Below are 25,057 nucleotides of genomic sequence, written 5' to 3'. Positions count from 1 at the left end.
CTGGCGATCGTGCGCGTGGCGAGCCTGGACGAGGCCATCGACGTCATCAACGCCAACCCCTACGGCAACGGAACCGCCCTGTTCACCGCCTCCGGCGAAGCCGCCCGCCGCTTCCAGCGCCGGGTCAAGGTCGGAATGATCGGCATCAACGTCCCCGTCCCGGTCCCGATGGCCTACTACTCCTTCGGCGGCTGGAAGGACTCCCTCATCGGCGACCACCCCATCCACGGCCCCGAGGGCATCCGCTTCTACACCCGCCCCAAGGTCGTCACCACCCGCTGGCCGCAGCAGAGCCAGCAGGTCGCCGCGGGCTTCACCTTCCCCACCTCCAACTGACCCTCCCCCTAAGGAGACGCCATGGCAACGGCGCCATCCCCGCTCCGCACCGTCGCAGGCAACCTCTGCCTGGGCTCCGCGCCCGACTCCTGGGGCATCTGGTTCCCCGAGGACGAGCACCAGGTGCCGTACACCCGCTTCCTGGACGAGCTGGCCCAGGCCGGTTACGAGTGGCTGGAGCTCGGCCCCTACGGCTACCTGCCCACCGACCCGCGGCGCCTGAAGGAGGAGCTGGACGCCCGTGGCCTGAAGGTCTCCGGCGGTACGGCCTTCGGCGCGCTGCACCGGCCCGGGGCCTGGGACTCGATGCTCGCGCACGTCCGCCAGGTCGCCGCGCTGACGGCGGCCGCGGGCGCCCACCACCTGGTCCTTATCCCGCCGATGTACCGGGACGAGAGGACCGGCGCGTTCACCGAGTCGCCGGAGCTGACCGCCGCGCAGTGGGCGGGCTTCGGCAGGGCCGCCGACCGGCTGGGCAGGCTGCTGCTGGACGAGTACGACGTACGGCTGGTCCTGCATCCGCACGCCGACAGCCACATCCAGACGCAGCCGGAGATCGAGCGGCTGCTGAACGAGTCGGACTCCCGCTACACCAACCTGTGCCTGGACACCGGGCACGTGGCCTACGGCGGCGGGGACAACCTCGACCTGATCCGCCGGTTCGGCGAGCGCGTCGGGTACGTGCACATCAAGCAGATGGACCCGGCGGTGCTGGCCCAAGTGGCCGCCGAGGACCTGTCGTTCGGGGAAGCGGTCAAGCGCGGGGTGTGCGTGTCGCCGCCCGCCGGGGTGCCCAGCCCGGCCGAGGTGGTGGCCGAACTGGCCAAGCTGGACGCCGAGTTGTTCGTGATCGTGGAGCAGGACCTGTACCCCTGCGCGCCCGAGGTGCCGCTGCCCATCGCGGTCAGCACCCGCGAGCATCTGGCCGGCTGCGGTCTGTCGGGTACCCGGCGTCCGAACGTTCCCCAGTAGGAGGTGGCCATGGACGTCAGGGACGACGCGACCAGGACCCCCGCCCTCACGCCCGACGCCCCGCCTGCGGTCGCCCGCCGGCTGCGGCTGATCACCGTCATCGCCACGTTCGGCGGACTGCTCTTCGGCTACGACACCGGTGTCATCAACGGCGCCCTGCCCTACATGAGCGACGACCTGGGCCTGACCCCGGTCACCGAGGGCATGGTCACCAGCTCGCTGCTGCTGGGCGCGGCGCTCGGCGCGGTCGCCGGCGGCCGGCTGTCGGACGCGCGCGGCAGGCGCCGGACGATCCTCACCCTCGCGGTGCTGTTCTTCGCGGGCGCGCTGGGCGCGACCTTGGCGCCGACGACCGCGGTGATGATCGTGGCCCGCTTCGTGCTCGGTCTGGCGGTCGGCGGGGCGTCGGTGACGGTGCCGGTGTACCTCGCGGAGATCTCGCCGGCCGAACGGCGGGGCGCGCTGGTCACCCGTAACGAACTCATGATCGTCAGTGGGCAGTTGCTGGCGTTCACCTCCAACGCGGTCATCGCGAACGTCGGCGGCGAGTCCGGTGGCGTGTGGCGCTGGATGCTGGTCATCGCGACCGTCCCGGCGGTGGTGCTGTGGTTCGGCATGCTGGTCATGCCGGAGAGCCCGCGCTGGCTGGCCTCGCGGACCCGTTTCGGTGAGGCACTGGAGGTGCTGAAGCAGGTCCGTTCCCGGCAGCGGGCGGAGGCGGAACTCGCCGAGGTGTCCGCGCTCGCCGTGAAGGAGGAGCGGGAGAGGCTCGGCGGCTGGCAGGACATGCGGTCCACGCCGTGGCTGCGCAGGCTGATGTTCGTGGGCTTCGGCATCGCGATCGTGCAGCAGATCACCGGCGTGAACACGATCATGTACTACGGCACCCAGATCCTCACGGACGCGGGTTTCGCGGCCGACAGCGCGCTGACGGCGAACATCGCCAACGGTGTGATCTCGGTCCTGGCGACCTTCGTGGGCATCTGGCTGCTGGGCCGGGTGGCGCGCCGCCCGATGCTGATGACGGGTCAGGTCGGCACCACGGCTGCCCTGTTGCTGATCGGCGTGTTCTCGCTGGTGCTCCCGTCGGGCGACGGCCGGGCGTACGCCGTGCTGGCGATGACCGTGACCTTCCTGGCCTTCCAGCAGGGTGCGATCTCCCCGGTGACCTGGCTGATGCTGTCGGAGATCTTCCCGATGCGGATGCGCGGCTTCGGGATGGGCGTGGCGGCGGTGGTGCTGTGGCTGACGAACTTCGTGATCGGCCTGGTCTTCCCGTCCCTGGTGTCCGGGATCGGCATCTCGAACACCTTCTTCCTCTTCGTCGTGGCGGGGATCTTCTCCCTGGCCTTCGTGAAGCTCTACGTCCCCGAGACCAAGGGCCGCACGCTCGAAACCCTGGAAGCCGAACTCCGGTCGCGCTTCTCCTGACTCCCCCCTCTGACTCCCCCTTCTGACCCCCCATTCAAGGACTGACCATGACTGTACGTGTTGGAGTCATCGGCGCCGGCTGGATCGGCCACGAGCACATCCGGCGTCTGACGCACCAGGTGACCGGGGCCCGGGTCACCGCGGTGACGGACATCGACGCGGCCCGCGCCGAGGAGGCGGCGGCCTCGGTGGGCGCCCGGGTGCTGCCGGACGGCGCGGCCGTGGTGGCGGCGGACGACGTGGACGCCGTCCTCGTGACGTCGTGGGGCCCCACCCACGCCGAGCACGTCCTGAACGCCATCGCGGCGGGCAAGCCGGTGTTCTGCGAGAAGCCCCTGGCCACCACCGCCGAGGACTGTCTGAGGATCCTGGAGGCGGAGACGGCCCACGGCCGCCGTCTGGTCCAGGTCGGCTTCATGCGCCGCTACGACGCCGGCTACCGCCAGATGAAGCAGGTGATCGACTCGGGCCGGATCGGTGAACCGCTGATCGTGCACTGCGCCCATCGCAACCCGACGGTCCCGGAGTCGTACACCTCGGCGATGGCGGCCCTGGACACGGCGGTCCACGAGGTGGACGTGCTGCGCTGGCTGCTGGACGACGAGATCGTCTCCGCGCAGGTGGTGACGCCGCGCTCGACGAGCAAGCGGTTCGAGCACCTGAAGGACCCGCAGATCATGCTCTTCGAGACGGCGAAGGGCGTCCGCATCGACCTCGAGGTCTTCGTCAACTGCCAGTACGGCTACGACATCCAGTGCGAGACGGTCGGCGAGGAGGGCCTGGTGCGCCTGCCCGACCCGGCGGCGGTCGGCGTCCGGACGGCGGCCCGGCACAGCACGGAGATCCTGACGGACTGGGTGGGCCGTTTCGCGGAGGCCTTCGACACGGAGTTCCGCGAGTGGATCGCCGGGGTCGCGGCCGGTGAGGAACCGACGGGCCCCTCCGCGTGGGACGGCTACGCCGCCACCGTCATCACGGCCGCGACGGTCGAGGCCCTCGAAACGGGCCGTGTCGTCGGCACCGACCTCAAGCCCCGCCCGACCCTCTACGGAGGCACCGCGTGAAAATCGCCCTCGATCCGTACATGTTCCGCGCCCTGCCGATCGACGACATGGTGCGCACGGTGGCCGAACTGGGCTACGAGTACCTTGAGTTGTCGCCCCGCGACGACTTCATGCCGTTCTTCCTGCATCCGCGCGCGGACGACGAGCGGGTGACGGAGCTGAAGAACTCCCTGCGCCGGCACGGCGTACAGCTGTCCTCGGTGCTCCCGCTGTACAAGTGGTCGTCCCCGGACGAGACGGAGCGCCAGGCGGCGGTCCGGTACTGGAAGCGGATGATCGAGATCACGGCGGACCTCGAATGCCCGCTGATGAACTCGGAGTTCAACGGGCGGCCCGAGCGCGCGGCGGAGAGCGAGGCGGCGTTCTGGCGCTCGCTGGAGGAGCTGCTGCCGCTGTTCGAGCGCGAGGGGATCGCCCTGAACCTGGAGGCCCACCCGGACGATTTCTGCGAGGAGAACACGCCGGCGGTGGACCTGGTCCGCGCGATCAACAAGCCCTGGGTGAACTACCTCTACTGCGCGCCGCACTCCTTCCATCTCTCCGGTGCGGCGGAGGTCGGCGCGGACATCGCGTCGATGATGCGGTACGCGGGAGACAAGCTGCGGCACGTCCACATCGCGGACTCCTTCAACCACAAGGGGTCGTCGGGCCTGCGCTACATCCTCAACCCGCCCGGGACGGCGGCCCGTATCCACCAGCACCTGGACATCGGCCAGGGAGAGGTGAACTGGGACGCCTTCTTCGGCACCCTGCGCGAACTGAACTTCGACGGCGTGGCGACCGCCTGCGTCTTCGCCTGGGAGGAGCGGGCACGGGAGTCGTCGACGTTCATGCTGGACCGCATCCGCAAGGAACTGGCGGGCTGAGAGCGGGATCCACGGGACCCAGGAGACCCACGGACGGGGCCTTGCCCCCCGGTTGTACGACCGGGGGGCAAGGCCCCGTCTCCGTCAGCCGCTCGTCATGAACGGCGTGCCCGGCGCGTCGCGTAGACCGCGCCGGCCCCGAGGGCGATGACCAGCGCGCCGCTGCCGGCTATGAGGCCGACCGGCGCGCTGGAACCGGTCTCGGCCAGAGGCGGCGTGCTCTCGCTGGGCGAGGGCGTCGGGGTCGTGGGCGGGGTCGACGTCACCGGGGGGACGCGGGGCGTGGTGGGCGGGGTGGTGGAGGTGGAGGGCTTCGTGGGGGTGGCCGGCGGGGTGGACTCCTGGGCCGGCGGCTGGCTGGTGGCGGGGCTGGTCGGCGTCGACGCGGTGGGCGTCGGCGTCGGGGAGGTCGGCTTGTCGGGGGTGCACGCCTTGTCGCCGCCGTTCCACGCGGCGATGAGGTGGTACGGCGTGACGACGTTGCCGGGCTCGTACGGTGCGGGGCCGTGCCCGTCCCCCGACTGGCCGTCGTAGATGACGTCGTCGCCGTACAGGTCGATCTGGCCGTAGCAGTCGGGGGTCTTCACGGCCAGCTTCTGCCAGTCGCGCTGGGCGCCGTCGGATCCCGCGACGTCCTTGGAGGTGAGATAGACCGTGGCGTGGTCGACGAGGGTCTGGTGGCCGGAGGTGGGCCAGTTGGGGCCTTCGGTCGTGTACTCGGCCAGCGAGACGGGGTACTTGCAGCTCTCGCCGATGTTCTGGCCGGGGGCCAGGCGCACCTCGACGGTGCCGGGCGCGGCGTTCCACTGGTGGAAGCCGCCCTGGGAGGTCCAGTCGGACCCGACCGGGTTTCCGCTGCTGTCGACGATGCGGTACTGCACGGTGGCGGACTGGCAGTCGCCCCCGGTGGTGGCGCTTGCGGTGGTGGCACCGAGGAGGGGTGCGGTGGCGCCGAAGAGAGCGCTTGCGGCGACGGCGGCCGCCGTTCTGGAGCGTGACGAGCGCATCAAGGTGTGATCCTGTGACATCGAGGCGTGGGAGGTGGCCGGACGCGAGCAGCCCATGTCCACGGGCGGAGAAAGGGCGGGGGGAGCCACTCACGTAACTTCACTCACTTCAAACACAGCGAGTGAGCTGCATTCTTGCCACCCTTCACAACTGCCGTCAATCCTCCACGAGTTCATCACGACCGGATTGGCCGCCTCGACGGATGACGTCTCCGGCTGGTGAGGCGAAGGCCCCGGCCGGCGAGGCGAAGACTCCGGGCGGCGCGGCGAAGGCATCACCACCCTCACACCGACACCGCCTGAAGCGGTGACAATCCTTGCCTCACACGGCAGTCACCTGTCAGAATGGTGATGTGAACCTTGATCATGTCTTCGTCTGCGGGCACCCGGCCCTCGACTTCGTGGCCACCCTACGGGCCCGGCGCTCGGCCCGGTTCGAGATGTTCGTGACGCCGGAGCGGCTCAACGCCTGGTACCTGGAGTCCGGACTCGTGGACACGATCACGCCCGGCGAGGAGGACGACGTCCGGGCGGCGACGACGGTGCGCGAGGCCCTCTACCGGCTTGTCACCAACCGTCGCCTCGGTGAGGAGTTCGACCGGGAGGCCCTCGCCGTGCTCAACGGCGCCGCGCGCAGGACGCCCGCGACACCGCAGCTCACACTCGGAGGCCGGCACACCGAGGCGACCCCCGAGCAGGCCCTGGCCACCGTCGCCCGGCAGGCCGTCGAACTGCTCAGCGGCCCGGACGTCCCCCTGCTGAAGGAGTGCGGCAACCCCGAGTGCACGCGCGTCTACATCGACCGCTCCCGGGGCATGCGACGCCAGTGGTGCGGCATGGAGTCCTGCGGCAACAAGATCAAGGCGGCCGCGTACCGGGCCCGCAAGAAGACGGCACCGGCGACGTCCGCGCACTGAGGCGCCTTCCCAGCGGTTCAGCCCCGGTCAGCGGCCGGGGGCGCGTTCGGTGATCTCCTGGAGAAACCACTCGTTGCCGTCGGTGTCCTTGAAGGCGGCGAAAGTGCCGTAGCTGGCCCGGTCCGGGTGGAGTCCGGGCACCCGGTGGGTGTCGCCGGCGTGATGGAAGGCGCCGGTCTCGTCGCGGAACGGGCCGGAGACCTCGACGCCTCGGGAGGTCAGTTCCTCCTGCGCCTTGACGATGTCGGTGACGGTCAGCTGCAGGCCGTGCAGCGTGCCGGGCTCCTGCCGGGTGAGCCCCTCGCCGAAGATGACCGAGCACGCGGAACCGGGCGGGGTGACCTGCACGACGCGGTAGCCGTCCTGGATCGGGAAGTCGGCGTCGAGCCGCCAGCCGAGCCGCTCCACGTAGAAGCCCTTGGCGCGGTCCACGTCGGAGACGGGCAGGATGACGACTTCGAGCTTCATGTCCATGGCCGAGATCTCACTTTCCGCGCGTCAGTGGTGTGCGCGCTTCATCAGTCACCGGTTTGAGTGGTGACGCAAGCATCGCAGGCGCGTTCATCACCAGTCAAGGTGGTGACGCGGCGGGGGTGCTCAGACGGTGATGGTCTTGTACTCCGTGTACGTGCCGAGACCGACCGCGCCGTACTCGCGGCCCACGCCGCTGGCCTTGAACCCGCCGAACGGGCCGTCGAAGCCGATCGAGGCGCCGTTGACGGTGACCGTTCCGGTGCGGAGGCGGCGGGCGACCGCCAGGGCGTGTTCCTCGTCGGCGGACCAGACGCCGCCGGAGAGGCCGTACTCGGAGTCGTTGGCGATGTGGACGGCGTCGTCCTCGTCGTCGTAGGCGATGACCACCAGGACCGGACCGAAGATCTCCTCCTGCGCGATCCGCATCGAGTTGTCGACGTCGGCGAAGACGGTGGGCGTGACGTAGTTGCCCTTCTCCAGGCCGTCCGGGACGTGCGGGCCGCCGGTGACCAGGCGGGCGCCCTCCTCGATGCCGAGCCGGATGTAGGCGCGCACCCGCTCCTGCTGGTCGGGGCGGATCATGGGGCCGATGAAGGTGTCGGGGTCGTCCGGGTCGCCGACCCGCAGCGACTCCACCAGCTCCTTGAGCGCGGTCACGACCTCCTCGTACCGGCCGCGCGGCGCGAGGATCCGGGTCTGGGCGATGCAGGACTCGCCGTTGTTGAGCAGGGAGCCGAACCTCAGCCCCGCGACGGCCTTCTCGATGTCCGCGTCGGGGAGGACGATCGCGGCGGACTTGCCGCCCAGCTCCAGACTGACCCGCTTCAGCTGCTCACCGGCGATCGCGGCGATCCGCCGGCCGGCCCGCGTGGAGCCCGTGAAGGCGATCTTGTCGACCTCCCGGTGCGAGATCAGGTACTCGCTGGTCTCGCGGTCGGCGGGCAGCACGCTGATCACGCCCTCGGGCAGACCCGCCCGCTCCAGCAGCTCGGCCAGGAGACCCATGCTCAGGGAGTTCTCCGGGGACACCTTGAGCACGACGGAGTTCCCGGCGAGCAGGGCGGGGATGATCTTCGCGGTGGCCGAGGAGAAGGGCGAGTTCCACGGGATGACGGCGGCCACGACGCCGACCGCCTCGCGGCGCACCACACTGCGCACCGGGGAGGCGGGGTCGGAGGGCACGAGGGTCTCCTCCCAGCCGAACTCCTCCGCCGCCTTCAGATAGGCGTTCGCCTGCCGGGTCAGGCCGGGCTGTCCGGCGCGGGTGAACCAGCCGGCCGAGCCGTTCTCCAGCGAGATCAGGTGCGCGATCCTCTCCGCGTCCCGCTCGCGCAGTGCGTTGAACTCCCGCAGGACGGCGATGCGTTGGGCCGGCGGGGTCAGCCGCCAGACGCCCGCCTCGAAGGACGCCCGCGCCGCGGCAAGGGCGCGGTCGACGTCGGCGGGCCGCGCCTGCGCGGCGCGGCCGACCACGGAACGGTCGTGCGGCGAGGCGATGTCGAGCAGGCCGGGGTCGCTGGGTTCGACCCAGGAGCCGCCGATGAAAAGCCGGTCGTAGGTGATCACGTGCTCTCCTCTGGTTAACTGTCACTTAAACGTAGCACTTATCGAGTGTAGATGCACATGCAAGTGACCTGAAGCAGATCCCGGCCAATATTCGTCACCGGTTTGACAGGTGACGAGGGCTGTGCGACGGTGCGGGAACACGCGACGGAGGGTTCACATGATCGACAGGCGTACTTTCGGCAAGGCCGTGGGTCTGGGCGGCGGCGTGGCCGCGCTCTCGCTGACGGGTCCACAGGCGGGCGCATCCGCCCTGCCCTCCGTCACTCCGGGCACCCGCACCGGGTTCGACAGGCTCAAGCAGGTCAAGACCGGTGTCCTGGACGTGGGTTACGCCGAGGCCGGCCCCGCGCACGGCCCGGTCGTCATCTGCCTGCACGGATGGCCGTACGACATCCACAGTTACGTCGAGGTCGCCCCGCTGCTCGCAGACCGGGGCTACCGCGTCATCGTTCCCTACCTGCGCGGCCACGGCAGCACGCGCTTCCTGTCCGCCCGCACACCGCGCACCGCCGAGCAGTCCGCCGTGGCGCTGGACATCATCGCCCTGATGGACGCGCTGAAGATCCGCAAGGCCGTACTGGCCGGCTTCGACTGGGGCTCACGGACCGCCGACATCATCGCGGCCCTGTGGCCCGAGCGCGTCAAAGCCCTTGTGTCCACGAGCGGTTATGTCATCACCGACCGCAAGGCGCAGTTGGAGCCCGCCCTTCCGGCCGTCGAGCACAACTGGTGGTACCAGTGGTACTTCGCCACCGAGCGCGGCAAGAAGGCCCTGGAGGACGAGAAGGAGCGCGTCGCGCTGTGCCGCTATGTGTGGACGCTCGTCTCGCCCGGCTGGGACTTCGACGACGCCACCTTCGCGCGCACCGCCGAGGCCTTCAAGAACCCCGACTACGCGGCGATCGTGCTCCACAACTACCGCTGGCGCATCGGTCTCGCGGAGGGTGATCCGCGCTACGACCGCTATGAGCGGCTGCTCGCCGCGCGGCCGTCCATCCACGTCCCGACGATCACCCTCGACCCCGCCCTGGACCCGTTCACGCCGCCCGGCGACGGCGCCTCGTACCGCGACCACTTCACCGGCCCCTACGAGCACCGCACCATCGCGGACATCGGCCACAACCTCCCCCAGGAAGCGCCCACCACCTTCGCCCAGGCGGTGACGGACGCCGACCACTTCTGAGGCTCCCCGCCGCCCCTCAATCGGCCAATGTGCCCTGGTGGAAGTACAGGCGCCAGCCCTTCTCCGTCAGGCGCCACACGGAGCTGCGCCATGTGCGGCGGCCCTGGTGGTCGGCGAAGTACGTCAGGTGGACGACGCTCGGTGCGAGGAGGACTCCGGTCATCTCGGTGACCTCGACCGGAGAGTCCGGGGCGACCGAGCCGTCGCTCGTGACCGTGAGGATCGACTCCGCGTCCCAGCGGCGGCCGGAGGCCCCGATCTCGGTGAACTCCGGATCCAGCAGCTCCAGGACCCGGGCCGGGGAGGCGCGCACCTCGGGGTCGAGGAGCCGCAGCTCCCCCTCGATGGCGGCTCGGACGGCCCGCTCGCTCTCATCCGTCATGGGGGGACCCTATGAACATGCCCTACCTGTCACATCAGTGTCACCTTTGTGGAAGCTACTTCCACGCTTCGGTGTCCAGTCGCCGTTAGACTCGGTGCGGTGAGAGCCGACGCCGTACGCAATCTGGAAGCCGTTCTGGCCACCGGTGCGCGCATGCTCGCCGCCGACCCCGGCGCGAGCATCGCGAGCATCGCCGCCGAGGCGGGGGTGGACCGGCGTACGGTCTACCGGCGCTTCGCCTCCCGGGAGGACCTTCTCGCGGCCATCTACGAAGCCCGGCTGACGGCGATCGAGAGCTCCATCGAGGACGCGCGGCTGCGTGAGGCGCCCGTCGCCGTCGCCCTGCACCGCTACGTCGAGAACATCATCGCCGTCAACCGCGCCTGGCCCGTCGATCTCGCCCGCATGCTCGCCGACGACGACGTCCGCGCGCGCCGTGACGCCTCCGTCCGCGAGGTGGACGCCTTCCTCGAACGCGCCACGGAGGAAGGGCTGTTGCGGGACGGTCTGCCGGAGGGGTGGGCGGGCGCGCTGCTGGTCCAGCTCATGCACCTGGTCTCCCGGCAGTTGCCCGACCTGAGTCCCGCCCAGGCCGCGGACGTGGTCGTCGACACCCTGCTGAACGGGCTCGGGGCGTCCTGACGGCAGGGATGAGGACCGTCAGTGGTCCAGGCGGTGCGGGTGGGCGGGGTAGACGCCGAGGATGCGCACCTCGGAGGAGAAGAAGCGCAGTTCGTGCAGGGCGAGGGCGACCCGCTCCTCGTCGGGGTGGCCCTCGATCTCGACGTAGAAGCGGCTGGGGTTGAGGCCCGCGCCCAGCTGGTAGCTCTCGATCTTGGTGAGGTTGACGCCGCTGCTGGCGAACCCGCCGAGCGCCTTGTAGAGCGCGCTCGGGATGTTGCGCACGCAGAAGAAGAGGCTCGTCATCGTCGGCTCCCCGGTGTGGGGGGCGAGCGCGGCCTCCCGGGACAGGACGACGAAGCGGGTGGTGTTGTCGGGGTCGTCCTCGACCTCGGAGCGCAGCACGTCCAGGCCGTAGAGCCGGGCCGCGGCGGGCGGGGCGAGCGCCGCGTGCCGCGGGTCGCCCAGTTCGGCCACCTCGCGCGCCGCTCCGGCGGTGTCGTCGCTGACGAGGGTGCGCCAGCCGCCCTCCCGCACGACCTTGCGGCACTGCCCGAGCGCGTGCACATGGCTGCGTACGCACTCGACCTCCTCCAGGGTCGCGCCGGGCACGCCCATCAGGTCGAAGCGGATGGCGAGGAAGTACTCGGCGACGATGAACAGCCCGGACTCCGGCAGCAGATGGTGGACGTCCGCGACGCGGCCGGCCGCGGAGTTGTCCACCGGGATCACGGCCACGTCGGCGGTGCCCAGCGTCACGGCGTCCAGCGCCTGCTCGAAGCTGGTGCAGGGCATCCCCTCCGCCCCGGGGTAGAGGGCCGCGGCGGCGGTCGCCGAGTTGGATCCGGGTTCACCCTGGTATGCGGCGGTCGTCACCGTGGTCAGCCTTCCTGGAGGAGCTCCTGTCGCGGGCCGCGCACGCACTGTCGCGAACCGCACCCGTGAAGTATCGGGGAACGCGCGACGCGGGCCGGAGGGTGCCCGGAGCGTGAGACGGGACGTGCGGCGCACGGGCGCCGGTCGATGTGAAAAATCCCTGGGCGGTTCCTGAGATGCGGAAGGTTCCGTGTGTGAGCATGCACACCCGCTCCATGATTGCGTCATCCGCCCGGGCACGGCAGAGTGTTCCAACTGCCGGGCCCGGCACGCGAATTACCTGCAGCCGTCGCGGCACGACCCTACGGACGAACCGGAAGGAAGACGCGTGAGCCCGATATCGGTACGGGGATTTGCGGCGGCCTCCGCCACCGCGGTCACCGCCGTCGGAAGCGTCGTCGGCATAGCCTCGGGCAGCAGCGCCCAGCCGGGCGGCGCGGAGGCGACGGCGGTCGGCGCCACGCTCCTCGCGGACATCCCCGCGGGTCAGCAGGCCCAGGTGCAGACGGAGTCCCTGACGCAGCAGGCCGACGCACAGGCCGTCCAGGCGGACGCGAGCGCCAAGAAGGAGGCCGAGGAGGCCGCCCGCAAGGCCGCCGCCCGGACCGCCATCTCCAAGAAGGCGGATGCCGAGAAGGCCGCGAAGGAGGCCAAGGAGCGCGCCGAGACGAAGACCACCTCCGCCTCCTCTTCCAGCTCCGCCGGCTCCTCCCAAGGCGGCGGCTCCTCCAACATCCCCGTCCAGAGCTCCTACACCACCGCGCAGATCAAGGCGATCGCCGCGCAGATCGTGCCGGGCGGCCAGCTGCAGTGCTTCAGCAACATCGTGGAGCGCGAGTCCGGCTGGAACTACCGGGCCGTGAACCCGAGTTCCGGCGCGTACGGCCTCATGCAGGCCCTGCCGGGCTCCAAGATGTCCTCCGTCGGCGCCGACTGGCAGACCAACCCGGCCACCCAGATCAAGTGGGGCCTCAACTACATGAACAGCGTCTACGGGAGCCCCTGTGGCGCGTGGACGTACTGGCAGGCCAACCACGCCTACTGAGTCCTGTGGCAGCCCTCAGACGCCGAGCCGTCGGGTCAGGGGGCGGCGGGCGAGGAAGAGGGCCGTGCCGGTGGCGAGGGCGGCGGCGCCGAGGGCGAGGAAGTAGCCGGGGCCCGGCACATGGTCGCCGGAGGCCTTCAGGGCGTTGCCGCCGATGCCGCCGCCGAGGGCCCCGGAGAGCCAGAACAGGGCCACCATCCGGCTGACGAAGGTGGCCGGGGCGATCGCGGTGGCGGCGCTCATGCCGACCGGTCCGAAGGACACCTCTCCGGCTGCCAGCAGCAGGAAGGCCAGCAGCAGCCACAGCGGGGAGACCCGGGCGCCGTCGGAGGCGAGTTCGGCGGCGACCGCGGTGACCAGGTAGGCGGCGGCCGTGGTGCCCATGCCGACGGCGTACTTGACCGCGGGCGGCACCCGGTCGCCGGCGCGGGTCCACAGCCGGGCGAACAGGGGTGCCAGCAGCAGCACGAAGAACGGGATCGCCGCCTGGAACCAGCTTGCGGGCACGGTCCGGCCCAGGACCTGGCGGTCGGTGGCGTGCTTGGCGAACAGGGCGAAGGCGGAGCCGCTCTGCAGGAACAGCGCCCAGAACACGGCGGAGGCCGCGAAGAGCCAGACGTACGTGCGCACCCGGACGCGCTCGGCGGCGGTGAGCAGGGGGTTGCGCAGCAGCCGCCAGAAGCAGATCACCGGGGACACCACGCACAACAGGCCGATCAGCGCCATGAGATGGGCGAGCCGGAAGGTGCCGAGGGCGGCGTCGGTGCCGTAGCCGAGGACGGCGACGGTGATCGCGGCGAGGGTGGTGCGCAGGACGCGGGCGCGTTCGGCGGGCGGGGCGGGGAGTTCCGGGGCGGCGCCGGTGTCGCCGAAGTGGCGGGAGCCGCGGACGTACTGCGCCAGGCCGGCGGCCATGCCGAGGGCGGCGGCACCGAAGCCCACGTGCCAGTCGACGCCCTCGCCCAGGGCGCCCACGACGATCGGCGCGATCAGGGCGCTGACCTGGACGCTCATGTAGAACACGGCGAAACCGGCGTCGCGTCCCGTGCGGTCGTCGCGGTCGTAGAAGGCGCTCAGCAGGCTCGCCATGTTGGGCTTGAGCAGTCCGGTGCCGCAGGCGACGAGCAGCAGGCCCGGGTAGAGGGAGCCGGTGATCGGCACGGCGATCGCGGTGTGCCCGAGGGCGATCAGGACACCGCCGTGGAGGACGGCCCGGCGGGCGCCGAGGATCCGGTCGCCGATCCAGCCGCCGGGTACGGAGGCCAGGAAGACGGCGGCCATGTACAGCCCGTAGAGCAGCGCCGCGTCCCCGGAGGACATGCCGAGACCGCCGCGCCGGGTGTCCTCCGTCGCGTACAGCACGAGGATCGCGGTCATCCCGTAGAAGCTGAACCGCTCCCACACGTCGGTGCCGAAGAGGGTCGCGAACCAGCGCGGGCGCGCGAGCGGGCCCCCGGGTCGGGCCGGGGCGCCGGCCGGCCGGGAGCGCCGGTCGGCGGCGGACGGGTGCGGCGGGGCGCTCACGGTTCCTCCCTGCGGGCATGGGACGACTGCAGGACGAGATTCCCCTTCCCCCGTCGACGACCGGTCGAGCACCGCTCGACCGGGGACGGGACGAGGCTCCGTCCGCACAGGGCACCCCGGCTGACTGACGGTTCGGCGCGGACTGCCTGGTCACGGGGCTGGACGCGACGCCTGGCGGAGTACGACGCGACGCCCGGCCGGAGTACGGCACGACGCCCGACGGGGCACAGCGCGACGCCCGCCCGGGGTATGGCACGGCGCGCGTGCGGGGTACAGCGCGACACCCGGCGGGGTACGACGCGGCGCCCCCCCGGGGTAGGGCACGGCGCCCCGGCGGAATACGCCGCGACGCCCAGCACGTACAGCGCGGCGCCCGGCAGGGGGGAGCTGCCGGGCGCCGGGGGTGAGGGGAAGGGGTGGACCGTGGGAGGCGGGCGGCGGGGGGTGCCGCCGGCGTTCGTCCCGGGGATCGGTCCGGCATCCGGCGCCGCCCGCGCTCGGGAGCCGTTCCCCTCACCTCTCCAGAAAACGCCCCGCTGCTCGGGTTCCGCTCGGATCCGGCTCATGCGGGAGCCCGGGCGCCGTCAGGGGCACCCGGGCTCCGTTCAAGGGGGCCGCCGTACGGCCGTCTCCTCGTCAGTCGTGTTTCTCGATGTCGACCTTCGGCAGGATCCGGTCCAGGCCCGCCGGGATCCACCAGGCGCGGCGGCCCATGAGCTGCAGCGCGGCGGGGACGATCAGGCAGCGGATGACGACGGCGTCGACGAAGACCGCGACCGCCATGCCGAACCCGAACTGCTGGAGCATCCGGTCGCCGCCGAGGATGAAGGCACCGAAGACGGCGACCATGATCGCGCCGGCGGCCAGCACGACCGAGCCGGTGTGGGCGAGGCCCTCGCGGATGGCGACGGAGGCGTCACGGGTGCGGTTCCACTCCTCGCGGATGCGGGAGACCAGGAAGATCTCGTAGTCCATGGACAGCCCGAAGACGATCGCGAAGATCATGATGGGCAGGTAGGCCTCGATCGGACCCGGCTCCAGGCCGAACATGCCCTTCTGGAAGACCAGCGTCATCGCGCCCAGCGCGGCCCCGATGCTCAGCAGGTTGAGCAGCGCCGCCTTGAGCGGCACCAGCACCGAGCGGAACACCATCACCAGGATGAGCAGCGACAGCCCGACCACGATGGCGATGAACAGCGGCATGCGGGCGGAGACGGTGTCGGCGTAGTCGATGACGGCCGTGGTGGAGCCGCCCACGAGGTAGTGCGCGCCGGTCCGCTGACGCAGCTTCACCAGGACGTCGTCGCGGAGGGTGTGCACCAGTCGTGTGGTGCGCTCGTCCTGCGGGGAGGTGGTGGGGAAGGCGATGACCGTGGAGACCTTGCCGTCCCGGGAGGGGATGGGTCCCGTCGCGGCGGCGAGGCCGTGCGTGGTGTTGAGGGTCTGCGAGAGTGCCGCGCCGGCCTTGGCACCGCCCTCCGTGACCACGACCAGCGGGCCGTTGAAGCCGGGGCCGAAGCCGTCGGCGAGGAGGTCGTAGGCCTTGCGGCTGGTGGTCTTCGCGGGGTCGTTGCCCGCGTCGGCGAAACCGAGCCGGAGGTCCGTCGCGGGCGCGGCGAGGGCACCGAGCGCGGCCACCGCCAGCAGCAGGGCGACCATCGGCCGGCGCTGCACCAGACCCGCCCAGCGGCGCCAGCGCGCCCCGCCCTCGACCGGCTTGCCCTTCGCCTCGCGGCGCGCCGCCTTCGCGGTGAACTGGCGGGCGAACCGCTTGCCGAACAGGGCGAGCAGCGCGGGCAGCAGGGTGAGCGAGGCGAGCATGGTCACCAGCACGGTCAGGGCCACGGCGACCGCGGTGCCCTGCAGCGAACCCAGCCCGAGGGCGACCAGGCCGAGCAGGGCCACGATGACCGTGCAGCCGGCGAAGAACACGGTGCGTCCGGCGAGGTCCAGCGCGCGCCTGCCCGCGTCCTCGGGTGACGCCCCGCGCACCAGCTCGGCCCGGTAGCGGGCGAAGATCAGCAGGGCGTAGTCGATGCCGACGCCGAGGCCGACGAGCATCATGATGTACGGCGTGTAGCTGGCGATCGTGAAGACGTGCGACATCAGGATGATCACGCCGAGGGTGCTGCTGACCGCGAACACCGCGGTGATGACGGGCAGTCCGGCCGCGATGACCGTGCCGAACATCAGGCCCAGGATGACCAGCGCGGCGAGCATGCCGATGCCCTCGGCGGCGCCGCCCTGTGCCTCGCCGAGCTTGCGCGCCGCGTCACCGCCGAGTTCGACGCCCAGCGCGTCGGTGCGGGCGGTGCGGGCGGTGTCGTAGATCCGCTGGGTGTCCGCCTTGGCCATGTCCTCGGACTTGCCCTTGAGGACCACGGTGGCGTAGCCGACGGTGCCGTCCTTGGAGACGGCCTGCCGGTCGTCGTACGGGCTGCGCACCTGGGCGACCTTGGGCAGGCCCGACACCTTGCCGAGCATCGCGGTGACCCGTGCGCGGGTGGCGGCGTCGCCGAGGCCCTGCCGGTCGTGCAGCACGATCTGGAGGCTGTCGCCGGCCTGGGCGGAGCCGTGTTCCTCCATGGTCTGCAGGGCCTGCTGGGTCTCGGTGCCGGGCAGGGAGAAGTCGTCGCGGTAGGCGTCGCCGACGGCGGAGGCCCCGCCCCAGACGGCGAACAGGACGACGACCCACAGCAGCAGGGCGGTCCACCGGTGCCGTTGGGCGAAACCGGCGGTGCGCTCGAGGAGGGAGCGGCCGTGTGGGGGTGGTGGCGCGGTGGGGGTGGCGCCTCGGACCGGAGTAGTGGTCACCTTGCACTCCTTGGAGAGACAGTGCGCCCAGAGGTGTCACGGCACGCTCGGGGGCGGCTGGAGCCGCGCTGGAGCGGGCCGTGCCGTGACGGGGCGTCAGTCGTGGGTGTGGTGCGGGGGTTGGGGCGTGGGCTGGGACAGGTGCAGCACGCGCAGGACCCGTTCGCCGTTCTTCGGTACGGGGGCGTCGCTCCCGGCGTGCAGGAGCGTGCGCCGGGTGAGCGTCATCGTGGCGGGGTCGAGGTCGACGACGTGCGAGTGCACGGCCGGGTCGGCCAGCACGGCCTCGTGGCGTTCGGTCTCGGCCCGGGCGGTGTCGCGCAGGTCGGTGACCGGGCCGAGCGGTTCGGTCACGACGACCAGGTGGCCGGCGGGACCGGAGCCGAGGCCGCAGTGGAGGACGGTGCCGGTGGAGACGGGTACCGGGCCGAAGGCGGCGCACAGTCCCGCGTACTCGGCGCCGGTGAGGAAGCCGGCGAACGCGTGCGGGGCGGCCCAGACGTAGAACGGTGCGTAGCTGTTGTGCCCGCCGTCGCCTGCGTCCGTGACGCAGAACGCCTTCAGCAGCAGCCCGGTCCGCCGGTCCCAGGGGGCCGAGCGGTCCGCCACCCGTCGGGCGATGACGCTCATGTCGTAGTCGGCGGGCAGCGGGATCGAGTAGTGCGCGGTCAGCACGGACACGTCACCTCATCCGGGTCCTCGGTGTCCGGCGGCGGTTGCCGTCGGCGCCCGGAGTGTGGCGCCGCGCGCTGGAGCGGCGGTGGGGCGGTGGGTCGCGCACTCAGACCCCTGGCCGGACGCTAAGGCCCGTGGCCGGGAGCTCAGGCCCGCGACTGGAGCCGGAGGGTCTCGGCGTGGAAGATCTCGTTGCCGCGGTTGGTGACGTCGAGCAGCAACTCCTGCTGCTCGGGGGTGAGTTCGGCGAGGAGCTTGCCGAGTGCGGCGCGGTAGTCGGTGAAGACGGTGTCGACGCGTTCGGCGAAGGCCTCGGGGATCGTCTCGACGATGACCCGTCTGCGGTCGCCCGCGTCCGGCCTGCGGCGGACGAATCCGGCCTTCTGGAGGCGGTCTATCACGGTGGTGATGGCGCCGCCCCGGCTCAGTCCGACCCGCTCGGCGAGCCGTCCGGGTGTCATCGGGCCTTCCAGGTCGAGCAGGCTCAGACAGTTGAAGTCGGTGGCGTTGAGCCCGATCGACTGGGCGACCGCGGACTGGAAGAGGACCGTCCTGGCCGCCTGCACCCGCAGGGCCGTGGCCAGCGACATCAGGACGCCCAGGGAGCGGTCCTCTTCACTCTGCGGTCGCATCGTCGGGGTGCCTTTCTGCCGTCGGGTTCCGGCCAGCGTACTGGCGCGGGCCGCGATCCGTCCGTACGGCCGTGGCGGCTCAGGCGGCGCGCCGGGCACGGTCGACCCGCAGCCGGACGGCCCTGCTCGCGACCTCGAACAGCGGGCCGCTCGTCGGGAAGGGCTTGATGCGGGCGTTCTGGAAGCCGGCCACCAGCCAGCGGCCGTCCCGGCGCTCCAGGAGAAGCGTCTGCCGCGACAGCCGCTTGGGGGTGGCCTCCTTCTGCCAGGGGTAGAGGGCGGCGCCGGTGGAGACGACGACGGCGTGGTCCTCGCCGAGCCGGCGGACGCTCTCGATCTCGCCGGTCACCAGACGGGTGCCGTAGAGCATGGTGCGGAACATCAGGTCGTGCATCTCGGCGATCTCCCGGCGGCCGCTCAGCAGGACGCCGTTGAACTGCACGTAGGTGGCGTCCGGGGTGAACAGCTCGCCGTAGCCGTGGCCGTCGGCGGCGTCCCAGCGGTCGGCGAGCGCGGCGAGGACGGCGCGGGCGTCGAGGTCGGTGGCGCGGGTCTCGTGGGTGGCGTTCATGTCGGTGCTCCTTCGGTCCGTGGCGGCCTGCTCTCACAGGTTCGCTCTGATTTCGTTCTTCTCTCTTTCCGTGTATCTCTAATTTAGAGAGAAGCTGCCATGGGTGTCAACCCCTCCCCCGCATCCGGCCCGCAACCCGCGCTTGAGCGCCCGTCGAGGCGTCGTCAGGACCATCGGCGCACCGCTTCACGCAGCAGCAGCACACGGGACTTCCGGAAGAGGTGCATTGCCATCGACACGCACACGGAGCACTCGCAGCAGCCGACACCCAAGGGGCCGGGCGGGCGCCCGGCCTTCGTCGACGTGTTCACCCCCATCGCGGTGCGCGTGGCCGCCACGCTGCGCATCGCCGACCACATCGAGGCGGGCGCGCGCACCCGGGAGGAGCTGGCCGAGAAGACCTCGACCGATCCCGGTTCGCTGGGCCGGCTCCTGCGCTTCCTCGCCTGCCGCGACGTCTTCGGCGAGGACGAGCCGGGTGTGTACGGCCTGACGGCCACCTCGCGCCTGCTGCTGGACTCGCACCCCTCACGGATGCGGCACTGGCTGGACCTGGAGGGCGCCAGCGGCCGGATCGACCTGGCCGCCTGCGGCGGACTGCTGCACGCGGTGCGCACCGGCGAGCCGGGTTACGACGCCGTCTTCGGGGTCCCGTTCTGGGACGACCTGGAGCGCCACCCCGAACTCACCGACTCCTTCAACGCGCAGATGGCCGCCGTCCAGGGCCGTCTCGCCCCCGAGGCGGCCGCCGCGCACCCCTGGCACGAGGCGCGCCGGATCGCCGACATCGGCGGCGGTACGGGCGCCCTGCTGGAGGCGATCCTGAAGACAGCGCCCGACACCCGCGGCACGCTCGTCGACCTGCCCGGCACGGTCGAGGGCGGCGCCGAACGGTTCGCGGCGGCCGGGCTCGCCGAGCGCACCGAGGTGGTCGGGCAGTCCTTCTTCGACCCGCTGCCCGCGGGCGCCGACCTGTACCTGCTCAGCCAGATCCTGCACGACTGGGACGACAAGCAGTCCGTGGCGATCCTCGCCCGCTGTGCCGAGGCGCTGCCCGAGGGCGGCCGGGTCGTGGTCGTGGAGCGGGTCATCGCCGAGGACGCGGGCAAGCAGCTCAACACCGAGTACGACCTGCGGATGCTGGTGTTCAACAAGGGCCGCGAGCGCACGGTGGAGGAGTTCGCCGCGCTCGCCGCCGAGGCGGGGCTGCGGCTCGCGGGCGTGACGAAACTGCCCTCGCACCACTCGCTGCTCTTCTGGGAGCGGGCGTGAGCCGCGCCGCCGACGCCGACCCGGAGGTGCTGGTCGTCGGCGCCGGGCCGGTCGGCCTGTGCACGGCGATCGAACTGGCCCGGCGGGGTGTGCGCGTACGGATCGTGGACCGGCGCGGCGAACCCCGCCGGGGCACCCGGGCCTGCACGGTGTGGCAGCGCACCCTGGAGGTCTTCGACCTCATGGGCCTGCCGGTCGCCGACTACCTGGACTCCGGCGTCCCCTACACCCACCGCACCCATCACTTCGCCGGTCTGCCGCCGCTGGTCCGGCCCGCCGACCAGTCGGGTACGCCGTATCCGCACCCTCTGCTGATCGGGCAGTCCGCGACCGAGGACATGCTCACCCGGCATCTGGCCGGGCTCGGAGTACGCGTCGAGCGGGGCCTGACCGCGGTCGCTGTCGAGCAGGGCCCGGCGCGGGTCACGGTACGTCTCTCCGGTGCCGACGGTGAGGTGCACACCGCGCGGGCCGGCTGGGTGGTGGGGGCGCAGGGCCCGCACAGCACCGTGCGCGACGAGATCGGGGCCGGCTGGGACAAACAGCCCTGCCCTGGCACCCAGTTGCTGCAGATCGACGCCCGCTGGACGGGCTCGCTGCCCGGCGACCCGGCGCACTGCCACCTCTTCCTGACCGAGGCCGGCTCGCTCGGCACGGCCCCGCTCCCGGACGGGCGCCACCGCTTCTACGCCGGTGTGGCCGACCCCGATCCGGCCCGCACCGGCGACCCGGACGTGACGGAGGTGCTCGACGCCGTCCGCCGGGTCAGCGGCGTGTCCGACCTGGACTTCCACGACGGCCGCTTCAACTGGCGGGTCCGGCTCTACAACGCGGTGGCCGGCACGTACCGGGTCGGCCGCTGTCTGCTGGCCGGCGACAGCGCGCACACCGTGATGCCGGTGACCGCGCAGGGCATGAACACCGGGATCCAGGACGCGTTCAACCTGGGCTGGAAGCTGGCCGCGGTGGTCCAGGGCCGGGCCTCTGCTCGCCTTCTGGACACCTACGAGGCGGAACGCCGGCCGATCGCCCTGGGACTGGCCGAGCGCAACCGGCGGACCTACTGGGGCGGGGTCGGCCCGGTCCCGCCGTTCGAGCTGCTGCACTCCCGCCTCACCGACGCCGGGGCCGGCCACACGGGACTCCCGTTGGCCTACCCCGACAGCCCGCTCAGCGCGGGCACCCCCGGGCCTGCGGGCGCACCCGGCCCGGGCTCCCGGGTGCCGGACGTCCCGGCGCGGGGCGGCACGGAACGGCTGTTCCGACTCCTGGGCCAAGGGGACTGGACGCTGCTGGCGTTCCCCGAGGACCCGTCCGACCCGGCCTCGGCCGACATGGCCGCCAAGTCGGCGTCGGCGGCAGCCCGGCGCGCCGGAATCCCGGTCCACCTGGTGACCACCGCCGGACGCGAGTCCGTCGAGGACACGTCGGGCACCCTGCGCACCACGCTCGGCGCGGAAGCGGGCGCACTGCTCCTGATCCGCCCGGACGGCTACGTGGCGTTCCGCGGCGGCGTCCACGACGGGACGGCACTGGACCAGCACGTGGCGCTGGCGCAGGCCTGAGCGGGAGCTCCGAGGGACCCGTCCACCGAGTGGGGCGGGTCCCTCGACGGCTGGGCTGGAACGCCAAGGGCACGGTCCAGCGGGCGGAACAGGCCCTTACCGCGGGCGGACTGGTGGCCGGTACGGAGGGCGAGGGTGCGCAGCGGAATCCGTGGAACGCGGAGGGCCCGACCACCGGGTGGGGCGGGCTCGTTGTCGCGGGCGCGGTCACAAAGCCGCGGGAGACACGCCGTAGTCACAGCCCCCGGGCGCGGGCAGGACGGCGAAGACGTAACCCGAAGGGCCCGCCCACCCGTGGCGGTGGGCGGACCCCTTCGCCGCGGGCGCAATCAGAAAGCCGCGGAGAACACGCCGCCGCAGTCACCACCCAGCGCGGCAGCCAGGACGACGAAGACGCAACCCGAAGGGCCCGCCCACCCGTGGCGGTGAGCGGACCCCTTCGCCGCGGGCGCAATCAGAAAGCCGCGGAGAACACGCCGCCGCAGTCACCGCCCAGCGCGGCAGCCAGGACGACGAAGACGTAACCCGAAGGGCCCGGCCACCCGTGGTGGTGGACGGGCCTCTTTGTCACCGGCGCGGTCAGAGAGCCGCCGAGGACGCGCTGCCGTAGTCAGCGCCCCAGGCAGCGAGCAGGACGGCGAACGCGTAACCCGAAGGGCCCGGCCACCCGTCGTGGTGGGCGGGCCCTTCTTGCCGCTCGCGGGGTTCAGAAGGACACCGGGAACAGGGCGCCGTAGTCGCCGGCCTTCGCTGCAAGTAGGGCGGCGAGGGTGCGTAGGGGGGTGTGGTCGGTGGTCCGCAAGCGGGCCGGGGTGTCCGCGCAGCGGTCGCCGTGGCACAGGCCCGCGTGGGTCCAGGCGGTCAGGGCGTCCGTGCGAGGGCGCTCGATCCAGGTGCCGAGTACCGAGGCCTCGAAGGAGGGATCGGCGCCGGCGCGGTAGACCGCGGCGGTGATGCGTGCGGTTCGGGCCGTCTCCATGGCGCGGGTGCGCAGGCTCGGGTCGTGGCAGAGGTCGGCCGCGGCCGCGAGCCAGGCGGCCCGTACGAGCGAGCCGCCGGACCGTGCGGCCGCCGTACGCAGCGTGGAGCCTGCGGAGCACAGGGCGTGCCGGGCCGGTGTCGAGTCGCGGGCGTCCAGGGTGCTGAGCAGGAGACGGGCGTCGTCGGTCGCCATCACGCCCCGGAGCGTGGGGGCGGGCAGGGCCTTGCCCACGTCATGGGTGGCGGACGGGCCCAGGGACCCGGCGATCTGACGCAGGTTCACCCGGTCGACCAGTTCCGCCGTGTCGTACGGCGCCGGACGGGCCGTCCGGGGCAGGGCCGTCCGGGGCAGCCACACCTCGCGCAGCTGACGGGCGAGCGGTCCGGCGAACTCGGTGACACCGCCGACGGACCGGGCCGCCACCGCGACCGCCGCCGCGGACGCGCTCAGCGCCGACTCCCGGGCCTGCTCGGTCGGCCAGCCGGCCCGCGAGTGGGCACCCGGCGCCGGGGCACGGACGGCGGAACAGCCCAGCCGCAACGCCCAGTACGTGGCCTGCGGATCGCTCTGTGCGCCACCCGGCAGCGTGATGCCGCCGTCTCGCCGCACGCGCCCGTCACAGGTCGCGGGGTCGAAGCGGGGCAACCGCGCGCCGAGCGGACCGGCCGCGTCACGCAGGGCCCCCTCGGACGCGAGCCGTACAGGATCGGCGCCCAGTCGGGCCAAGTCCCCCTCGGCAGCCTGTGCGAGTCGAGCCGCACGCTCCCGGTCGACACCGGTCACCCCCAACGCGGCGGCGGTCTGCAGCACGGGCACCACCTGGTCCGTGGCGACATCTGCGTGGCGGGCGATGGAAAGGTCGCTCAGAGCGCGGGAGTTGGCCGCTCGCACCGGCCCCGGTACCGGCAGCCCGAGGCGGGTCAGGGTCCGTACCGCCACCGCCGTCGCGCCCGCGTCCGGTGTCCGGGCGGAGGGGGCCGTACGGTAACTGCCGCCCGTGCGCAGGGACTCCAGGGTGTGGGTCACCTCCGTACGGTCGACCGTGCCGCCCGTGGTGAGCAGGGCGTCCACCGCCAGGTCGAGCTGGGCGACCGCGGGCAGGCCGGAGGAGTCCAGGCGGCCGACTTCCGCCGCTGTCAGCCACCGCCGCATCCGGTCGGGGTCGACCAGGCGGCGCGGGTCCTGTCCCGACCGCGCGGCCAGCCGCAGCCGCCACGCGGTCTCGTACAGCGAGAACGGCGTGGCGGTGGCCGAGTCCGCGCCGTCCACGAAGTAGCCGCGCCGTCCGTCCGTGACCCAGGCGTCGCGCAGCAGTTGACGGGCGTCGACGCGCACGGCGGCCGGGGTCACGGCGTCCGGCCCGGGGGTGCCGGCGGGCCCGCACGCGGCGGCCACGGCGGTCAGGGCCGTCCAGCACACCAGCCGTGCCACCGCCGCGTTCAGCCGGGCCGTCAGTCGTGGGACGGGCATCAGCGGTAGGCCCGGTCGCGGCTGGTGACGGTGTAGAAGGACGAGCCGAACTGGAAGGTGCCGGTGACCGAGTGGCTGATGCGGAACACGTTGGAGTAGTCGTCCTGGCTGGGCGGGTAGAACGCGACCTGGTCGTAGGCGTGTTCGCTGTACCAGTTGTTCTGGACGGTGGTGCTCCAGCCGGCCTGCGCCCCGCTGCCGCTGCTCGTCGTCCTGGCACCCTGCGGCGCCCCCACCACCCAGAACGGCGCGCCGACCGAGCCGATGTCCCAGGTGTCGGTGTGCTGGATGCTGTCGGCGTTGAAGGGCCGCTCGCCCAGCCAGGCCACGTCGGAGGAGGTGTCGGTGAAGATGGCGTAGTACTCCATGAACGGCACCTTGACGAAGCTCGCGCCGGCCGCCTCGATGCTGCCCTTGCCGCCGGGGAGGGTCACCCGCTTGCTCTTGGCGGACGTCAGCCAGGAGTCGCGCACGGGGAAGCCGGTCTGGTCGCCGTGTCCTCCCCCGCCGCCGGTGGAGGTGGGTGTCGGGGTCGGGTCGCTCGTCTGCCGCTCCCGCTCGCGCCGCAGTTCGTGCACGGCGTCGACGAGCGCCTGCTTGTCGTGGGCGGACGGGTCGGCCGTGAGCACCCGCCCGTGCGCGTTCTCCTCGACCACCACGGTGCCGGGCACCGTCGTGTCGGCCGCCGTGGATCCGGTGGCTCCGTGGGTGACGCCCACGCCGACCCCGGCCAGTGTCAGGGCCGCGGTGGCGGCGAGCGCCGCCGTGCGTCGGCCGGCTGTGATCCCCATGGTGTGCTTCCCTCTCTGCGT

General features: G+C 72.1%; 23 protein-coding genes. 11 read left to right on the top strand and 12 right to left on the bottom strand.

Annotation, left to right across the window (positions count from 1 at the left end; genetic code table 11):
* From ACWCQ1_RS45585 to ACWCQ1_RS45565, 5 genes are all read left to right on the top strand, one after another.
* A partial coding sequence (locus tag ACWCQ1_RS45585; protein WP_451029286.1) for an aldehyde dehydrogenase family protein occupies window positions 1-336 on the top strand: 336 nt, incomplete at its 5' end.
* Window positions 337-357: 21 nt separating this feature from the next.
* Window positions 358-1,308: a TIM barrel protein gene (locus ACWCQ1_RS45580; RefSeq protein ID WP_358608217.1), complete on the top strand. Its 951-nt coding sequence runs from the start codon at window positions 358-360 to the stop codon at window positions 1,306-1,308.
* A 9-nt stretch (window positions 1,309-1,317) separates the two neighbouring features.
* Window positions 1,318-2,739, top strand: coding sequence for a sugar porter family MFS transporter (locus ACWCQ1_RS45575; RefSeq protein WP_133043043.1), 1,422 nt, complete (start codon window positions 1,318-1,320; stop codon window positions 2,737-2,739).
* 47 nt (window positions 2,740-2,786) lie between these two features.
* A complete protein-coding gene (locus tag ACWCQ1_RS45570) occupies window positions 2,787-3,803 on the top strand; it encodes a Gfo/Idh/MocA family oxidoreductase (RefSeq protein ID WP_451029285.1) in 1,017 nt (338 codons plus the stop codon).
* Window positions 3,800-4,669, top strand: a complete 870-nt coding sequence (locus tag ACWCQ1_RS45565; protein ID WP_358608214.1) for a sugar phosphate isomerase/epimerase family protein — start codon at window positions 3,800-3,802, stop codon at window positions 4,667-4,669. The genes ACWCQ1_RS45570 and ACWCQ1_RS45565 overlap by 4 nt, the downstream gene beginning before the upstream one ends.
* Window positions 4,670-4,764: 95 nt before the next feature.
* Here the strand turns inward: ACWCQ1_RS45565 and ACWCQ1_RS45560 are convergent, their stop codons facing one another.
* A complete protein-coding gene (locus ACWCQ1_RS45560) occupies window positions 4,765-5,676 on the bottom strand; it encodes a hypothetical protein (RefSeq protein ID WP_451029284.1) in 912 nt (303 codons plus the stop codon).
* A 353-nt stretch (window positions 5,677-6,029) separates the two neighbouring features.
* Between ACWCQ1_RS45560 and ACWCQ1_RS45555 the strand changes: the two genes are divergently transcribed.
* Window positions 6,030-6,593 (top strand): CGNR zinc finger domain-containing protein, encoded by a 564-nt coding sequence (locus ACWCQ1_RS45555; RefSeq protein WP_358608209.1) that lies wholly within the window; start codon window positions 6,030-6,032, stop codon window positions 6,591-6,593.
* 27 nt (window positions 6,594-6,620) lie between these two features.
* Here ACWCQ1_RS45555 and ACWCQ1_RS45550 read toward each other — a convergent pair whose 3' ends face one another.
* Window positions 6,621-7,067: a VOC family protein gene (locus tag ACWCQ1_RS45550; protein WP_358608206.1), complete on the bottom strand. Its 447-nt coding sequence runs from the start codon at window positions 7,065-7,067 to the stop codon at window positions 6,621-6,623.
* 123 nt (window positions 7,068-7,190) lie between these two features.
* Window positions 7,191-8,633, bottom strand: a complete 1,443-nt coding sequence (locus ACWCQ1_RS45545) for an aldehyde dehydrogenase (RefSeq protein ID WP_451029283.1) — start codon at window positions 8,631-8,633, stop codon at window positions 7,191-7,193.
* A 157-nt stretch (window positions 8,634-8,790) separates the two neighbouring features.
* On the opposite strand from ACWCQ1_RS45545, the gene ACWCQ1_RS45540 reads away from it, so the two are divergent.
* Complete coding sequence (locus ACWCQ1_RS45540; RefSeq protein WP_451029282.1) at window positions 8,791-9,816, top strand: alpha/beta fold hydrolase; 1,026 nt, start codon at window positions 8,791-8,793, stop codon at window positions 9,814-9,816.
* 16 nt (window positions 9,817-9,832) lie between these two features.
* On the opposite strand, the gene ACWCQ1_RS45535 is transcribed toward ACWCQ1_RS45540, so the two are convergent.
* A complete protein-coding gene (locus ACWCQ1_RS45535) occupies window positions 9,833-10,198 on the bottom strand; it encodes a nuclear transport factor 2 family protein (RefSeq protein ID WP_451029281.1) in 366 nt (121 codons plus the stop codon).
* A 153-nt stretch (window positions 10,199-10,351) separates the two neighbouring features.
* Between ACWCQ1_RS45535 and ACWCQ1_RS45530 the strand changes: the two genes are divergently transcribed.
* Window positions 10,352-10,840 carry a TetR/AcrR family transcriptional regulator gene (locus ACWCQ1_RS45530; RefSeq protein ID WP_358608223.1) on the top strand — a complete coding sequence of 163 codons (489 nt, stop codon included), beginning with the start codon at window positions 10,352-10,354 and terminating at the stop codon, window positions 10,838-10,840.
* Window positions 10,841-10,858: 18 nt separating this feature from the next.
* Here the strand turns inward: ACWCQ1_RS45530 and ACWCQ1_RS45525 are convergent, their stop codons facing one another.
* On the bottom strand, window positions 10,859-11,695 hold the full coding sequence (locus tag ACWCQ1_RS45525; RefSeq protein ID WP_133043052.1) for a prephenate dehydratase: 837 nt from the start codon (window positions 11,693-11,695) through the stop codon (window positions 10,859-10,861).
* A gap of 328 nt (window positions 11,696-12,023) precedes the next feature.
* On the opposite strand from ACWCQ1_RS45525, the gene ACWCQ1_RS45520 reads away from it, so the two are divergent.
* Window positions 12,024-12,740, top strand: a complete 717-nt coding sequence (locus tag ACWCQ1_RS45520; RefSeq protein ID WP_451029280.1) for an aggregation-promoting factor C-terminal-like domain-containing protein — start codon at window positions 12,024-12,026, stop codon at window positions 12,738-12,740.
* Between the two features lie 15 nt (window positions 12,741-12,755).
* Here ACWCQ1_RS45520 and ACWCQ1_RS45515 read toward each other — a convergent pair whose 3' ends face one another.
* From ACWCQ1_RS45515 to ACWCQ1_RS45495, 5 genes are all read right to left on the bottom strand, one after another.
* A complete protein-coding gene (locus tag ACWCQ1_RS45515; protein ID WP_451029279.1) occupies window positions 12,756-14,264 on the bottom strand; it encodes a peptide MFS transporter in 1,509 nt (502 codons plus the stop codon).
* Between the two features lie 636 nt (window positions 14,265-14,900).
* Entirely contained in the window at window positions 14,901-17,078 is a 2,178-nt protein-coding gene (locus tag ACWCQ1_RS45510) for an MMPL family transporter (RefSeq protein ID WP_451029278.1), read from the bottom strand.
* A gap of 96 nt (window positions 17,079-17,174) precedes the next feature.
* A complete protein-coding gene (locus ACWCQ1_RS45505) occupies window positions 17,175-17,759 on the bottom strand; it encodes a DUF4865 family protein (RefSeq protein WP_451029277.1) in 585 nt (194 codons plus the stop codon).
* A 140-nt stretch (window positions 17,760-17,899) separates the two neighbouring features.
* Window positions 17,900-18,385 carry a MarR family winged helix-turn-helix transcriptional regulator gene (locus ACWCQ1_RS45500; RefSeq protein ID WP_133043057.1) on the bottom strand — a complete coding sequence of 162 codons (486 nt, stop codon included), beginning with the start codon at window positions 18,383-18,385 and terminating at the stop codon, window positions 17,900-17,902.
* A 79-nt stretch (window positions 18,386-18,464) separates the two neighbouring features.
* Window positions 18,465-18,956 (bottom strand): SgcJ/EcaC family oxidoreductase, encoded by a 492-nt coding sequence (locus tag ACWCQ1_RS45495; protein ID WP_451029276.1) that lies wholly within the window; start codon window positions 18,954-18,956, stop codon window positions 18,465-18,467.
* Window positions 18,957-19,259: 303 nt separating this feature from the next.
* Between ACWCQ1_RS45495 and ACWCQ1_RS45490 the strand changes: the two genes are divergently transcribed.
* Together ACWCQ1_RS45490 and ACWCQ1_RS45485 are read left to right on the top strand one after the other, a co-directional pair.
* A complete protein-coding gene (locus tag ACWCQ1_RS45490) occupies window positions 19,260-20,228 on the top strand; it encodes a methyltransferase (protein ID WP_133043059.1) in 969 nt (322 codons plus the stop codon).
* On the top strand, window positions 20,225-21,793 hold the full coding sequence (locus ACWCQ1_RS45485; protein WP_451029275.1) for an FAD-dependent oxidoreductase: 1,569 nt from the start codon (window positions 20,225-20,227) through the stop codon (window positions 21,791-21,793). Before ACWCQ1_RS45490 ends, ACWCQ1_RS45485 begins: the two co-directional genes overlap by 4 nt.
* Before the next feature lie 706 nt (window positions 21,794-22,499).
* On the opposite strand, the gene ACWCQ1_RS45480 is transcribed toward ACWCQ1_RS45485, so the two are convergent.
* Both ACWCQ1_RS45480 and ACWCQ1_RS45475 read right to left on the bottom strand, forming a co-directional pair.
* The gene (locus tag ACWCQ1_RS45480) at window positions 22,500-24,245 is read right to left on the bottom strand and encodes a hypothetical protein (RefSeq protein WP_451029274.1); all 1,746 of its coding nucleotides are present in this window, start codon (window positions 24,243-24,245) and stop codon (window positions 22,500-22,502) included.
* The gene (locus ACWCQ1_RS45475; RefSeq protein WP_133043061.1) at window positions 24,245-25,036 is read right to left on the bottom strand and encodes a hypothetical protein; all 792 of its coding nucleotides are present in this window, start codon (window positions 25,034-25,036) and stop codon (window positions 24,245-24,247) included. The genes ACWCQ1_RS45480 and ACWCQ1_RS45475 overlap by 1 nt, the downstream gene beginning before the upstream one ends.
* Window positions 25,037-25,057: the final 21 nt, after the last annotated feature.

The sequence above is a fragment of the Streptomyces sp. NPDC002144 genome, from assembly GCF_053593695.1.
The sequence above is the reverse complement of the archived record's forward strand: the minus strand, read 5'-3'. Positions and strand labels throughout refer to the sequence as shown.